Origin of the sequence: Blautia aquisgranensis (assembly GCF_040096615.1) — a bacterium.
Taxonomy (GTDB): domain Bacteria; phylum Bacillota; class Clostridia; order Lachnospirales; family Lachnospiraceae; genus Blautia_A; species Blautia_A aquisgranensis.
Genome location: NZ_JBBMEJ010000023.1, coordinates 13,842 through 27,538, shown reverse-complemented (window position 1 = coordinate 27,538; position 13,697 = coordinate 13,842). Strand labels below are relative to the sequence as shown.

The window sequence follows — 13,697 nt, the reverse complement described above, 5'->3', positions numbered from 1 at the left end:
AATGACCAGTATAAGATATAGTAAAAATTACTCCTCAGTCTGCTCTGCAGAATGATCCTCAAGCGCTTTCATGCTGAGGCTGATCTTTCTGTCTTCGCCGTTGAAGTCAACAACCTTAGCCTCGATCTCCTGACCGATGGAAAGTACATCAGATGGTTTTGCAACGTGCTCTCTGGAGATCTGGGATACATGAAGAAGTGCATCTACTCCAGGTGCAAGCTCTACGAATGCACCGAAATCTGTCATACGTGCAACTTTACCTTTAACTACGTTTCCTACTGCGAAGTCCTCAGCAGCTGTAAGCCATGGGTTCTCCTCCGGGAATTTAAGGGAAAGTGCGATCTTATCTCCGTTGATGTCTTTGATAAGAACTGTAACTTTATCGCCAACGTTGAATACTTTCTTCGGGTTCTCTACTCTGCCCCAGGACATCTCAGAGATGTGAAGAAGTCCGTCTGCTCCACCGAGATCGATGAATGCACCGAAATCTGTAACGTTCTTAACAACACCCTCAACCTTGTCGCCAACGTTGATCTTAGCAAGAAGCTCTTTCTGTTTCTCAGCTTTCTCAGCAAGAAGAAGCTGTTTACGGTTACCGATGATACGGCGTCTTCTCGGGTTGAACTCTGTGATAACGAACTCGATCTCCTGATCTGCGTATTTGGAAAGGTCTTTCTCATATGTGTCGGATACGAGGCTTGCAGGAATGAATACTCTTGCCTCCTCGATGTTAACACAAAGGCCACCATCAAGTACCTGTGTTACAGGAGCTTTCAGAACTTCCTGGTTCTCGAATGCTTCCTCAAGACGTTTGTTGCCTTTCTCTGCTGCAAGACGTTTGTAGGTCAGTGTAACCTGTCCCTCTCCGTCGTTTACTTTGAGAACTTTTGCTTCCATGGTATCGCCAGGTTTAACAACGTCTGTAAGCACAACGCTTGAATCGTTTGTGTACTCGTTCTTTGTGATGATACCGTCTGCTTTATAGCCGATATTCAGGATGATCTCATCATCTTTAACATCGATGACAGTACCCTGTACGATCTCTCCATTTCTGATTGTTTTTACGGAATCTTCCAGCATCTGTTCAAAACTTAACTCTGACATGTTCTTGAACCTCCTCAATAATTTTCTTTGGGGTGGAAGCCCCTGCTGTAATACCTACAAAACTACTGCATTGGAACATTTCAGAATCCAAGTCTACAGGTGTTTGTATAAAGTAAGTATTTCCACATTCCTTTTTACATATTTCAAACAGCTTTTGAGTATTGGAGCTATGTCGGCCACCTACGACTAACATAGTGTCTACCTCTCCGGCTATCGCTTTTGCTTCTTTCTGCCGTTCTTCGGTAGCATTACAAATAGTGTTTAAAATATTTAAAATATTTAAAACATTATTATCATAACTCTTTTTGCGGAGAATTTCAACTAATTCTTGAAATTTGTTGTAATTAAATGTCGTCTGTGAAACTACACACACTTCTTTTCCAGGAGAAATGGTGAATTTTTCAGCATCTTCCGCATTTCGGATCACTGTATACGGACCCTGGCACCAGCCACAGATTCCCTGCACTTCCGGGTGATCCGGATCTCCGATGATCACGATGTGGACACCTTTTGCGCTTTCGCGCTCCACGATCTTGTGGATCTTAAGGACAAAAGGACAGGTGACGTCTACATAACCGAGGCCGTATTTTTTGATCTTGTCGTAGACTTTACGGCCTACGCCGTGGGAACGGATCACAACTGTGCCGCCTTTAAGAGTGGCAAGATCCTCCTCTCCTATTACGGCAACACCTTTTTTTTCCAGATCTGAGACAACCTCTTCATTGTGGATGATCGGTCCCAGAGTGTAGATTGGTGCAGCGTCGGAACCGATCAGATCATAAACCCGGTCCACTGCTCTTTGTACGCCGAAACAGAAGCCGGCGGTTTCTGCAACTTTTACATTCATTTATCTGGTCACCTTTTCTCTGTATACAGAAAGAATTTTTTCAACAACCTCATCAATTCCCATATCGGAAGAATCCACGAGAACTGCATCTTCTGCCTGCTTCAGTGGAGAAACCGCGCGGTTCATGTCACGCACATCTCTCTCTATGATGGTCTTAAGAATCTCATTCATATCACAGGTTTCACCTTTTTCGGTAAGTTCCAGATAACGTCTGTTCGCACGTGTCTCAGGACTTGCAGTTAAAAAGATCTTCACTTCTGCGTCCGGAAGAATGGTGGTTCCGATATCTCTTCCATCCATGACAACATCGTTCTCTTTTGCAAGAGTTCTCTGCAGTTTCAGAAGATGTGCACGTACTTCCGGATTGGCAGAGCTTACAGATGCCATATTTCCTACTTCTTCTCTTCGAAGGAAGGCTGTTACATTCTCACCGTTTAAGATCACCTGCTGTTCTCCGTTTTCGTAGCGGATGGAAATGTCCGCATCATGACATGCTGTGGCGATAGCCTCATCTCCCTGGATATTTTTTTCCAGAAGATAAAGTGCCATGGCACGGTACATGGCTCCGGTATCTACGTAGATGAAAGACAGCTCCTTTGCCACTTTTTTTGCAATTGTGCTTTTTCCGGCGCCTGCCGGTCCGTCAATCGCAATGTTAATACCCATAATTGTTACTCCTTCTTCTTTTCTGTTATTCGATTGCCTGTGCCGCCGCGTATGCGGTAGACCATGCAATCTGAAGATTATAGCCGCCTGTGACTGCATCCAGATCCAGAACCTCACCTGTAAAGTAGAGCTTTTTTATTTTTCTGGATTCCATCGTAGATGGCTGTATCTCTTTTACTGACACGCCGCCTCTTGTGATAATCGCTTCCTTAAACTCTCCCATTCCTGTGATCGTAAACGGAAAAGCCTTGATCAGTCGGCCGAAAGCCTGACGCTCTTCCCTGGAGATCTCATGTACCGGTTTCTCTCCCGGGATTTCTCCCAGCTCGATCATGATCGGAGTCAATGAAGACGGGAAAAGAACACCGATCACATTTTTGAACTGTTTATTGGGATTTGCATCGAACTCACGCAGGATCCTTGCATCCAGCTGTTCTGCATCCAGGGCCGGTTTCAGATCCAGAAAAGCCTGCAGCGGTTCTTTTTCCAGCTTTTTGCCAATCTGGGCGCTTGCCGAAAGGATCAGCGGACCGGTTACACCAAAGTGTGTGAACATCATTTCTCCGAAATCGTTATAGAGAACTTTTTTACCGGATTTTATGGTCAGCTCCACATTCCGAAGGGAAAGTCCCTGAAGCTTGGAAACGTAATCTTCCCTGGCAACCAGAGGAACAAGTGACGGTGACTGCGCCACAACCTTGTGTCCTGTCTCCTCAGCAAAGCGATAGCCATCACCGGTAGATCCTGTGGATGGATAGGAAAGCCCTCCTGTGGCAACTACCACGGAATCTGCTTTAAAGAATGAACCATCCGCAAGAAGCACGCCTGTTACTTTATCGTTCTCTGCACATACTTCTTTTACCTCTGTGTGAAGATGCACCTGCGCTCCGGCTTTTTTCAGTTCCCGTTCCAGTGCGCGGATAATATCAGATGAATGATCAGATACCGGAAATACACGGTTTCCACGCTCGGTTTTCAGCGGCACACCGGCTTCCTCGAAGAAATTCATCACATCACGACTTCCGTATGTGTAAAAAGCGCTGTAAAGAAACTTGCGGTTTGACATTATTGCCGGAAAAAGCTCTTCTGTGTCCGAATCGTTCGTGACATTACATCTTCCCTTACCTGTGATGAAAAGTTTTTTTCCAAGTTTTTCATTTTTTTCCAGGATATGAACCTGGTGTCCTCTGCGCGCAGCATAAACGCCGCAGAGCATTCCGGCGGCACCACCGCCTACGATCGCAACCTTGGACATTACCTGTTATCCTGCCTTTTTCGTTTTTTATGCACAAAGGAGCCTGCATACAGCAAGCTCCTTCTGTTGTATCTGAATGTAAAACATTCTCTCTGTGCTTTATACCGGGTATGCGCCGTTCTTTGTATCAGCTACAGTCTCATCAACCTTCGTTTTCTGAGCCTGACGATATTTAAAGAAGTCCATAGCTACCTGTGGGAACAGTGCGTATGTCAGAACATCCTCATCCTGCTCCTTGTACTGTGCCATCTCGCTCTCAAGCTTATCAAGCTCGTCTTCCAGAAGGTCTGCAGGACGGCATGTGATCGGCTCTACATCACCGATGCACTTCTTCTGTACTTCCGGGTTAAATGGTCTGGCTGTTGCACCGTATTTACCACTTAATACGTCTCTTGTCTCTTTTGTCACAACTTTGTAACGCTCGCCCATGATCACGTTAAATACAGCCTGTGTACCAACGATCTGAGAGGACGGTGTAACAAGTGGCGGCTCACCAAGGTCTTTACGAACACGCGGAACTTCCTCAAGTACCTCGTAGAACTTGTCCTCAGCATGCTGCTCTTTCAGCTGTGATGTCAGGTTGGAAAGCATTCCACCTGGTACCTGATACAGAAGAGTCTTGATGTTTACGCCAAGGTTCTTCGGATTTAAGAGACCTGTATCAAGAGCCTCGTCGCGCATCGGACGGAAGTAATCTGCGATCTCAGCAAGAAGCTGCTGATCAAATCCTGTGTCATACGGTGTTCCCTTGAAGGTCTCAACCATAACCTCTGTTGCAGGCTGAGATGTACCAAGAGCGAATGGAGACATTGCTGTATCGATGATATCAACGCCTGCCTCAACTGCTTTCATGTATGTCATGGAAGCAACGCCGGATGTATAGTGAGAATGAAGATCGATCGGGATCTTAACAGTATCTTTCAGTGCCTGAACAAGCTCTGTAGCCTTGTACGGAACAAGAAGTCCTGCCATATCTTTGATGCAGATGGAATCTGCGCCCATATCCTCGATACGTTTTGCAAGATCTGTCCAGTAATCAAGTGTGTAAGCATCACCAAGTGTGTAAGCCATTGCAACCTGTGCATGTGCTTTCTCCTTGTTTGCTGCTTTTACAGCTGTCTGAAGGTTACGAAGGTCATTCATACAGTCAAAGATACGGATGATATCAATACCGTTAGCTGCGGATTTCTGAACAAAATACTCTACTACATCATCAGCATATGGACGATATCCAAGGATGTTCTGTCCACGGAACAGCATCTGAAGCTTTGTGTTTTTGAAGCCGTCACGGAGTTTACGAAGTCTTTCCCACGGATCCTCTTTCAGGAAACGTAAGGAAGCATCGAAAGTAGCACCGCCCCAGCACTCTACTGCATAGTAGCCGACTTTATCAAGCTTCTCAATGATCGGAAGCATCTGCTCTGTGCTCATACGTGTAGCGATCAGGGACTGATGAGCGTCACGCAGGATCGTTTCCACAACTTTCACAGGTTTTTTCTCTATTTCTGCCATAATTATTCTCCTTACAAATTTTTATAAGACAATGGGTTAGACGCCAAAGATCGCCATGAATGTACCGGCAGCAACCGCTGTACCGATAACACCTGCAACGTTCGGTCCCATCGCATGCATCAGCAGGAAGTTTGTAGGATCTGCCTCAGCACCAACCTTCTGGGATACACGGGCTGCCATAGGAACGGCAGAAACACCGGCTGATCCGATCAGAGGATTGATCTTTCCGTGAGTAACCTTGCAGAGAAGCTTACCAAGCATAACACCACCAAAAGTACCGCAGGCAAAGGCAACAAGACCAAGAACTACGATCTTCAGTGTATCTACGTTCAGGAACGCCTCAGCACTTGTGGAAGCACCTACAGATGTTCCAAGAAGGATTACTACGATGTACATAAGAGCATTGGAAGCTGTTTCAGAAAGCTGTTTAACAACTCCGGACTCACGGAACAGGTTTCCGAGCATCAGCATACCAACAAGCGGAGCTGTTGTCGGAAGGATCAGGCAAACAACGATTGTGATAACGATCGGGAAAAGGATCTTCTCAAGTTTTGTAACAGGACGAAGCTGCGCCATTTTGATCTTACGCTCTTCCTCTGTTGTAAATGCCTTCATGATCGGAGGCTGGATGATCGGTACCAGAGACATATATGAATATGCTGCTACTGCGATCGGTCCCATAAGAGAAGACTGTCCAAGCTTACCTGCAAGGAAAATGGAAGTCGGGCCGTCAGCACCACCAATGATAGAGATCGCTGCTGCTGCTTTACCATTAAATCCAAGGAAAATTGCAAGGAAGTATGCAAGGTAAATACCAAGCTGTGCAGCTGCTCCCATCAGGAAGCTGATCGGGTTTGCAATCAGCGGACCGAAGTCTGTCATCGCACCGACACCCAGGAAGATCAGTGAAGGAAGAATACTCCACTCATCCATTAAGTAAAAATAATGAAGAAGTCCGCCAACGCCATTGGATGAATCCTCAATGCTCAGCATAATGTCCGGATAAATATTTACCAGAAGCATACCAAAAGCGATCGGAACCAACAGCAGCGGCTCAAAACCATGTTTAATGGCAAGATATAAGAACACACATGCCACTGCGATCATCAGGTAGTTTCCCCAGGTAAGGTTGAAAAATGCTGTCTGATGGATCAGGTTTGACAGGGTATTTGTTACATAAGACATTTGTCTACCTCCTGTTTAGTTCATTGTTGCAAGAGTATCTCCATTTTCAACGGCAGCACCCTCTGCAACATCGATGCTGGCGATTGTTCCGTCCTGAGGAGCAACAACCGGGATCTCCATTTTCATGGACTCAACGATCACTACGCTGTCACCGGCTTTTACGCTCTGTCCAACAGATGCAACGATTTTTACAACTTTTCCCGGAACAGCAGCAGAAACTTTAACAGAACCTGCGCCTGCTGCAGGAGCTGCTGCTTTCGGTGCTGCTGCAGGAGCTGCCTTTGGTGCAGGTGCAGCTGCCTTCGGAGCTGCTGCTGCAACTGGAGCTGCTGCGTTTCCGTTCTCTTCTACAGTAACTTCGTATGCTGTTCCGTTAACAGTAATTGTATAACTCTTCATTTTAAAATCCTCCTAAATAATGATTATCTTTTTCTGCGGTTGATCTTACGGATGGAACGTACTACGAATCCGTCTGTGCTTGTTTTGCCTTCAGAAGCAGCGATCGCTGCGGCGATCACGGCAATAAGCTCACCATCATCTGTCACATCCTCAACAGCAGGCTCAGCAACTGGTGCTGCAACCGGAGCCGGTGCTGCGGCTGCCGGAGCCGGTGCACTCTCTTTTTTCTTTCCCTCCACAAGTCCGGGAATATATTTGAAAAGAGAGATCACGAAGATCAGGAATATCAGGATCACAAATACGGTTCCAAGACCCATCACTGTGTTCATGGCTGCCTTCTCCATGTTCTGTGCCAGTGTATAATTTACATCAACAGAAACAGAAGTCGGGGTTCCTGATTTATCAAATACATAAGTGAAATTCGCTTTGTTTTTCTCGAAGGATACCGGAACAACAACGGTATACTGATCATCGGAATACTCTACTGTGATATCTTTCTCATTGATATCACCTTTTTTCTCACCAAGCTCTTCTCTGGAGCCATCCCACGCACTTGCTGCGCTCTGTGTAAAAGCATCCTCTGATTCCATATAACCCTGGATATCATCCTCGGACATTGCGATGATCGCTTCCGTCAGACCTTTGGTTGTTGTGACAAGCTGACTCTTTACAGAATCATCAACCTCGTCAGCAGCCCATGCAGTAGCTGTGCAGCCGATCAGAAGTGCAGCCACGCAAAGAAGTGCCATGCAGACAGAAGAGATCTTTTTATAAAACTGTCTCATACGCTCACCTCACTTAGACTGTTCCATGCTTTTTGGATGGACGGTCTTCCCTTTTTGTGAACAGCATCTCAAAAGCACCGATTACATATTTTCTTGTATCTTCTGCTTTGATCACAGTATCCACATATCCTCTTGCTGCTGCAGATGCGATACCGTTCTGAATTTCTTTGTACTCAGCTGCCTTCTCATTCAGTGTAGAAGCGTCAGCTCCCTCATACATGATCTTTGCTGCAAGGGAAGCATCCATCATACCGATCTCAGCTGTATCCCACGCATAAACCATATCTGCTCCGACAGATTTGCTGTTCATGGCAACGTATGCAGTTCCGTAAGCTTTACCAACTACAACATTTACCTTCGGTACAGTTGCAGATGCAAAAGCATGTACCATCTCACCTACGGATTTAGCCATCATCTTCTCGTTGCAGAGAGTAGCCTTAAATCCTGTCACGTTGGTAAGTGTAAGTACCGGAATTTCGAAAGCATCACAGAATTTAACGAAATCTGCTGCTTTTCTTGCGCCTCTGGCAGAAAGAGTTCCGTCGGAAATCTCTGTCTTATTGCCATCAGCATCGTAAGACTCGCTTCTGTTTGCAACAGCGCCAACAGTAGCTCCGTTCAGACGAAGGAAGCCTGTTACGACATCCTGTCCGTAAGCTGCCTTTGTTTCAAAAAATTCACCATTGTCAGCGATTCTTGAAAGCGCAATAGCTGTGTCGCCTGTGCAGCCTGCGATATCATCACATACTCTGTTCAGGTCATCTGTGCATTCTTTGAAGCTGTCATTGTCTTCATTGTTCTCCGGAAGCATGCTGACCAGTGTACGGATCTGTCCAAGGATCTCCTCTTCTGTTCCGATACCATCAACAAGTCCTGTCTCCTCACTCTGGAACTGTGCGGAAGCTGAATCGCATTTTTCCACTCTGTTTCCTTCCAGTGCATTCGGAGTGTTTACAAACAGTCTACCTTTCTTAGCCTCTACGAATGTAAAGTCTGTAAGAGCCGGCACAACTGCCATTCCACCGCCGCATGTTCCGAATACAGCTGTGATCTGCGGAACAACACCGGATGCCAGTGTCTGTTTCAGATAGATCTCACCAAATGCCTCAAGTGCATCAGTAGCCTCCTGAAGACGAAGTCCTGCACAGTCTACAAGACCGATAACAGGTGCTCCTACTTTAAGAGCGAGATCATAAATCTTGGCGATCTTTTTGGCATGCATCTCACCAACTGTTCCGTTCAGTACAGATGCATCCTGGCTGTATACATACACCAGGCTGCCGTCAATCACACCATATCCGGTGATCACACCGTCTGAAGGTGCCTTTTTCTCAGTCATGTTGAAATCTGTTGTTCTGGCTGTAACAGTCTGTCCGATCTCAACAAAACTGTTGGCGTCAAGCAGGGAATTGATCCTTGCAGCCGCTACGCTTTGTGTCGCATTACTCATTATACTATGCCCTCCATTTTTATTATTAATATAACCAAAAATTCAGCCGAGTATAATTGTACCTTTTTCTGACCAAAAATTCAATACTTTTCGTCATGAATGTTAAAAAATTAACCCCTGACATATGCCAGGGGCCACTGATTTAATGAAAATAATCCTGAAAAACTCTGTTTACATACCATTTATAGGTGATCCTGCTGATTTTTGTATCCGCTGTCACGAGACAGGACAGGATTTCTTTCCCGTCAAGCTTTGCGTGAAGACTGCCGATCTTCTGATTTTTCTGTACCGGTGCTTTTAGCTGCTCGGGAAGAGAAGTCTCCCAGGTGACGGTCTCGGTTTTCTTCAGAAGATATTTTTTCGTCTGTTCTTTTTCCGGGAGAGCTGCGTGTATTTTCAGCATGACAGTTGTCTTAGAATCTTTCTCCGGGTAATAATCTTCCGTTTCAGGAATGGCATCTGTCACGGGAATGTCCGGCAGGCTGGGAACTTCCGGAAGAAGCACATATCTGTAATTGTCACGTCCATAAGATAACAGCTTTTTCGCATCTTCCCATTTATAATTTTTGTTTCCGGGCCATCCACATCCGAGAAGTGCAACAATGAAGAACTTTTCATCCTGTTTCACCGCACAGACATAGCAGTATCCTGCATTTCCTGTGAATCCGGTTTTTCCCGAGATCACGCCGGTTTCCATATCCAGAAACGCATTCGTATTATGGACGGAATAATGTTTTCTTCCTGAGATATCCGAAAAGGTGTAATCCCGGGTCTGGGTAATATGAACAAAAGTACTGTTTTTTACTGCATAAGCCATGATCAGTCCCAGGTCTCTTGCAGTGGTGTGATGGATTCCGCCTTCATCCTCCGCATCCAGACCGTTTGGTGTCACAAAATGCGTATCTGTGCATCCAAGCTCTTTTGCCTTTCTGTTCATCAGAGCTGCAAATTTTTCCACTGAGCCGCCGATATGTTCTGCGATTGCTACTGCTGTATCATTATGGCTTTTCAGCATCAGGGAATAGAGAAGGTCTTCCAGATAAAACTGCTGTCCTTCCTTCATTCCAAGCCTGGTCTGTGGCTGGGATGCCGCCTCTTTTGAAACCTGGACATAATCATCTCCTTTTCCAAGTTCCAGTGCAAGAATACAGGTCATAACTTTTGTGGTGCTGGCATTGGGCCGGGCTTTATATTCTTCTTTTCCGTACAGAACCCGACCGTTTTCTCCATCCATCAGTACTGCCGAAAGTGCATGAAGCTTCTCTTCTTCCATGGCCTGTACCGGAAAAATCTGTCCAATAATAAGGACCGCTGTCACAAAAACGACAGCGGCCATGCGCCTGATTTGCATAATATCCCTCCGCACACTGTTCTTATGACTGTTTGCAGTAACTGTTATATTTTTAATTTTATGCGGAAAGATATGGTATATATAACTTTTGATTTATCTGTCTTATCAACCATTAAAGGTGAGATTCCACCTGTCGGAAAGATGTCCCGGTCTTACTGCCAGTTCTGCCAGCTCGATCAGCATATCCGGAGCTTTTTTCAAGGCTTCTGCCATCCGGTCATCCAGTGTAAGAAGCTCCTCCCTGCAGTCTACCTCCGGTTCCGGACTCATAAAAAATTCTGTAATAAAGGCCGCCCGTTTCTTTCCTGCCGGAGAAAGTGCGTGCTCGGAAAGGCGTTTCTTCAGGCCTCCGTCATCGCATACAAGAATACAGGTAAAGATCTTCATCATTTTGAGAGAAAGATAAATGTTGCCGGTCCGGATCTGTGGCAGGACTTCGTGAATCTTTCTTGCCGCGGAATATTTTGCCCGGATGCCATGCGACGGATAGAAACGAAGAGGATTTTTGCCCGTTTCGTACATCAGCATACGGTCAAATTCTTTTTCAAGAAGTGTGTGGGAAACCTTTCCTTCTTCAGCCACCTGATTTACATATGGATGGCAGGTGGAGTCCAGGATATAATGGCATCCAAAGCCCAGCATATATGCCATAAGAGCCGGATCTTTTTCCCTGCGGACACGCTCCATTCCTTTTTCAAAAAAAGCTCTGGCTTTCTGCCCATGCATCCTCACCCCATACTGGGTGACCGGATTCTTTGAAATAAAGTAATAGAACAGGATATCCGGCCCGTGCTGTCCGATCCGGTACAGATTTCCGTTGCTCCGGATCAGATGCTGCAATTTTTCAGGAAGTCTTCTGTAAACCCTCTTTCCAAAAAGATCATGCGTATATGTTGTGGGCATTGTTTTTTCCTCCTCTTTTGTTTCGTTATGCGACTTCTTTCTGTCAGACGTCCAGCTTCAGCTGGATCTCTTCTTCCGCTTCCGCCTTAAAGTCTTCCAGCTGAACAGGATCCATTTCCGGAAGCTCATCCAGTCCCTGTACGCCGAAACAGCGCAGAAATTCTTCGGTGGTTCCAAGAAGAATGGGCCGGCCTGGTGCATCCAGACGTCCAAGCTCCCGTACCAGATCATAATCCATCAGTTTATTGATGGCATGGTCACATTTTACTCCACGGATTTTCTCGATTTCTGCCTTTGTTACCGGCTGCTTATAAGCAATGATGGATAAAGTCTCAAGCATAACATCCGTAAGCGCCGGTTTCTTCGGCTGGGCTGCGATCCTTATGAGAGAATCATAGTATTCTCTTTTTGTGCAGAGCTGGAAAGAATTCTCAAGCTCTATGATATGGATTCCACGATCCTCTTCCTGATATTTAAGCATCATATCACGGATGAGTTTTTCAGTTGTAGCATTATCCTGCTGAATCGCTTTTGCGATACGCCCAAGCTCAACTGCCTCACCCATGGCAAAGAGAATCGCTTCAATCTCTCCTTCAATTCGTTTGATTTCCAATTATTTTCCTCATTCCCTGGTTATTCATCTGCAAATTCAGTCAGGTTCTTCCACGTATCCGGATCAGTGACTACCTCTACATGGATGTCGTCAAAAGGCTCTGCCTGTTCTGCATGGATATGTCCCATTTTCATAAGCTCCAGAATTGACAAGAATGTAACGATCAGCTGAATTCTGGAATGCTGGTTTTCCATCAGCTGACGAAAACTGAATTTCCTGTGTACTTTCGCATACTCTCTCATTTCCAGAAGTTTATCGGAAAGACTGACTTCTTCTTTCTCGATCCGGCCGAATTTGCTTCGGATGGGATCCACCTTATCCTCCTGGCGGCGGATCAGCGCACGGTAGATCGCATTCATCTTTTCCAGTGTCAGTCCCCGAAGGAGTTCCTGCGGATCCGCAGGCGGCGTGTACTGCTTTACCTCATCCGGAAGTTCCTGTTTCCGGTAATAAACTCCTGCTGCATCTCCCAGTCTGTCACGCAGCTCATAGGACATATATTTATACATTTTATATTCCAGAAGCTTCTGCACAAGCTCTGCTCTCGGATCCTCTTCTTCACCTTCTTCATTGATCTCTTTCGGAAGGAGCATCTTACACTTGATATCAAGAAGGGTTGCAGCCATAACAAGGAATTCACTCATGATACCAAGATCTTCTTTTTCCATGGAATGCAGGTATTCCATATACTGATCTGTGATCTCTACAATTGGGATATCGTAAATATCGATCTTGTTCTTATCAATCAGGTGAAGGAGCAGATCCAGTGGTCCTTCGAATACATTCAGCTTAACAGATATCGCCATATTGTTTCCTCATTTTTCCGTTTTCAGATGGCTTCACATCGATCACAAGAAGCTCTCTGGGATTATGGATCCGCAGCGGGATCGTATGCTCACCCATTCCGGCACTGACAAACATGTGCTGATTCCCTTTGTGAAAATCGCCGCAGCAGAAAGGGGGCAGTACCAGATACTGCGGGGATGAAAGCCCGTGATGTTCGCTTAAGCGCACTACGCCTCCGTGATAATGTCCGGAAACTATCATATCTGCGCCCCAGTCAAAATAGGTTTTTCCATATTTGGGATTGTGGGCGATCAGAACCTGCATTCCGTTTTTTCCGGGATTTCCGATCAGTACATCCATGGTTCCTGTATCCAGCTTCGGGGATTTCGGCTTGCGGTAATACTCAATCGGCAGTTCCAGTCCGAAAAAGCAAAAACTCTCTCCGCCAAGAATCGCATATTCATGGGCATTACGCAGTACATGTACGCCGGATTCTTTTATGTGTTTCTCGTATGTTCGGTAAGATTCCCGGAATTTTTCATCCATGCACATCTTGTATTCATGATTTCCAAGTGCATAATACACCGGAAATTCCCGTGCAAGAACATCAAGAAACTTACGGGCGGTTGTAAGCGTATCTGCATCGGTACGCACAACCATGTCTCCTGCGATCAGTACAGCGTCCGGATTCAGGCTGCGGACAGCATCCAGCAGCTGACAGTTATCCTCTCCATAAGAGATTCCATGCTGGTCTGCGATCAGCACAAAACGAACGCCTTTCGGGTTATGGATTTTTGGAGTATGAATTTCATATTGTCTGATTCTGAATTTGTTGTCCATT

14 protein-coding genes are annotated in these 13,697 nt (G+C 45.7%); all 14 read right to left on the bottom strand.

Translation table 11 applies throughout. The features are described 5' to 3' along the window. Window positions 1-27 precede the first annotated feature (27 nt). Window positions 28-1,104, bottom strand: a complete 1,077-nt coding sequence (gene rpsA, locus WMO28_RS14850) for a 30S ribosomal protein S1 (RefSeq protein WP_349057503.1) — start codon at window positions 1,102-1,104, stop codon at window positions 28-30. Next, window positions 1,085-1,951 carry a 4-hydroxy-3-methylbut-2-enyl diphosphate reductase gene (ispH, locus tag WMO28_RS14845; protein ID WP_349057502.1) on the bottom strand — a complete coding sequence of 289 codons (867 nt, stop codon included), beginning with the start codon at window positions 1,949-1,951 and terminating at the stop codon, window positions 1,085-1,087. Before ispH ends, rpsA begins: the two co-directional genes overlap by 20 nt. Beyond that, complete coding sequence (cmk, locus tag WMO28_RS14840; protein ID WP_349057501.1) at window positions 1,952-2,617, bottom strand: (d)CMP kinase; 666 nt, start codon at window positions 2,615-2,617, stop codon at window positions 1,952-1,954. A gap of 25 nt (window positions 2,618-2,642) precedes the next feature. Further along, complete coding sequence (locus WMO28_RS14835; RefSeq protein ID WP_349057500.1) at window positions 2,643-3,872, bottom strand: BaiN/RdsA family NAD(P)/FAD-dependent oxidoreductase; 1,230 nt, start codon at window positions 3,870-3,872, stop codon at window positions 2,643-2,645. A gap of 99 nt (window positions 3,873-3,971) precedes the next feature. Next, a complete protein-coding gene (locus tag WMO28_RS14830) occupies window positions 3,972-5,384 on the bottom strand; it encodes an oxaloacetate decarboxylase subunit alpha (RefSeq protein ID WP_349057499.1) in 1,413 nt (470 codons plus the stop codon). Window positions 5,385-5,420: 36 nt separating this feature from the next. Beyond that, complete coding sequence (locus WMO28_RS14825; RefSeq protein ID WP_118168967.1) at window positions 5,421-6,569, bottom strand: sodium ion-translocating decarboxylase subunit beta; 1,149 nt, start codon at window positions 6,567-6,569, stop codon at window positions 5,421-5,423. 15 nt (window positions 6,570-6,584) lie between these two features. After that, window positions 6,585-6,968, bottom strand: coding sequence for a biotin/lipoyl-containing protein (locus tag WMO28_RS14820; RefSeq protein ID WP_119238818.1), 384 nt, complete (start codon window positions 6,966-6,968; stop codon window positions 6,585-6,587). A gap of 23 nt (window positions 6,969-6,991) precedes the next feature. After that, the gene (locus WMO28_RS14815) at window positions 6,992-7,753 is read right to left on the bottom strand and encodes an OadG family transporter subunit (protein WP_178645373.1); all 762 of its coding nucleotides are present in this window, start codon (window positions 7,751-7,753) and stop codon (window positions 6,992-6,994) included. 13 nt (window positions 7,754-7,766) lie between these two features. Next, window positions 7,767-9,203 (bottom strand): acyl-CoA carboxylase subunit beta, encoded by a 1,437-nt coding sequence (locus WMO28_RS14810; protein WP_349057498.1) that lies wholly within the window; start codon window positions 9,201-9,203, stop codon window positions 7,767-7,769. 142 nt (window positions 9,204-9,345) lie between these two features. After that, on the bottom strand, window positions 9,346-10,554 hold the full coding sequence (locus WMO28_RS14805; protein ID WP_178645371.1) for a D-alanyl-D-alanine carboxypeptidase family protein: 1,209 nt from the start codon (window positions 10,552-10,554) through the stop codon (window positions 9,346-9,348). Between the two features lie 105 nt (window positions 10,555-10,659). After that, the gene (locus WMO28_RS14800) at window positions 10,660-11,457 is read right to left on the bottom strand and encodes a zinc dependent phospholipase C family protein (protein WP_178645370.1); all 798 of its coding nucleotides are present in this window, start codon (window positions 11,455-11,457) and stop codon (window positions 10,660-10,662) included. A 43-nt stretch (window positions 11,458-11,500) separates the two neighbouring features. Beyond that, window positions 11,501-12,070 carry an SMC-Scp complex subunit ScpB gene (gene scpB / locus WMO28_RS14795; RefSeq protein ID WP_349057497.1) on the bottom strand — a complete coding sequence of 190 codons (570 nt, stop codon included), beginning with the start codon at window positions 12,068-12,070 and terminating at the stop codon, window positions 11,501-11,503. Between the two features lie 20 nt (window positions 12,071-12,090). After that, window positions 12,091-12,876, bottom strand: a complete 786-nt coding sequence (locus tag WMO28_RS14790) for a segregation and condensation protein A (RefSeq protein WP_349057496.1) — start codon at window positions 12,874-12,876, stop codon at window positions 12,091-12,093. Continuing rightward, complete coding sequence (locus WMO28_RS14785) at window positions 12,860-13,696, bottom strand: metallophosphoesterase (RefSeq protein WP_349057495.1); 837 nt, start codon at window positions 13,694-13,696, stop codon at window positions 12,860-12,862. The genes WMO28_RS14790 and WMO28_RS14785 overlap by 17 nt, the downstream gene beginning before the upstream one ends. Window position 13,697: the final 1 nt, after the last annotated feature.

Bases quoted from the DNA above. Each gene is read 5' to 3' on its own strand.
- rpsA (WP_349057503.1), bottom strand. From the start codon at position 1,104: ATGTCAGAGTTAAGTTTTGAACAGATGCTGGAAGATTCCGTAAAAACA.
- ispH (WP_349057502.1), bottom strand. From the start codon at position 1,951: ATGAATGTAAAAGTTGCAGAAACCGCCGGCTTCTGTTTCGGCGTACAA.
- cmk (WP_349057501.1), bottom strand. From the start codon at position 2,617: ATGGGTATTAACATTGCGATTGACGGACCGGCAGGCGCCGGAAAAAGC.
- WMO28_RS14835 (WP_349057500.1), bottom strand. From the start codon at position 3,872: ATGTCCAAGGTTGCGATCGTAGGCGGTGGTGCCGCCGGAATGCTCTGC.
- WMO28_RS14830 (WP_349057499.1), bottom strand. From the start codon at position 5,384: ATGGCAGAAATAGAGAAAAAACCTGTGAAAGTTGTGGAAACGATCCTG.
- WMO28_RS14825 (WP_118168967.1), bottom strand. From the start codon at position 6,569: ATGTCTTATGTAACAAATACCCTGTCAAACCTGATCCATCAGACAGCA.
- WMO28_RS14820 (WP_119238818.1), bottom strand. From the start codon at position 6,968: ATGAAGAGTTATACAATTACTGTTAACGGAACAGCATACGAAGTTACT.
- WMO28_RS14815 (WP_178645373.1), bottom strand. From the start codon at position 7,753: ATGAGACAGTTTTATAAAAAGATCTCTTCTGTCTGCATGGCACTTCTT.
- WMO28_RS14810 (WP_349057498.1), bottom strand. From the start codon at position 9,203: ATGAGTAATGCGACACAAAGCGTAGCGGCTGCAAGGATCAATTCCCTG.
- WMO28_RS14805 (WP_178645371.1), bottom strand. From the start codon at position 10,554: ATGCAAATCAGGCGCATGGCCGCTGTCGTTTTTGTGACAGCGGTCCTT.
- WMO28_RS14800 (WP_178645370.1), bottom strand. From the start codon at position 11,457: ATGCCCACAACATATACGCATGATCTTTTTGGAAAGAGGGTTTACAGA.
- WMO28_RS14790 (WP_349057496.1), bottom strand. From the start codon at position 12,876: ATGGCGATATCTGTTAAGCTGAATGTATTCGAAGGACCACTGGATCTG.
- WMO28_RS14785 (WP_349057495.1), bottom strand. From the start codon at position 13,696: ATGGACAACAAATTCAGAATCAGACAATATGAAATTCATACTCCAAAA.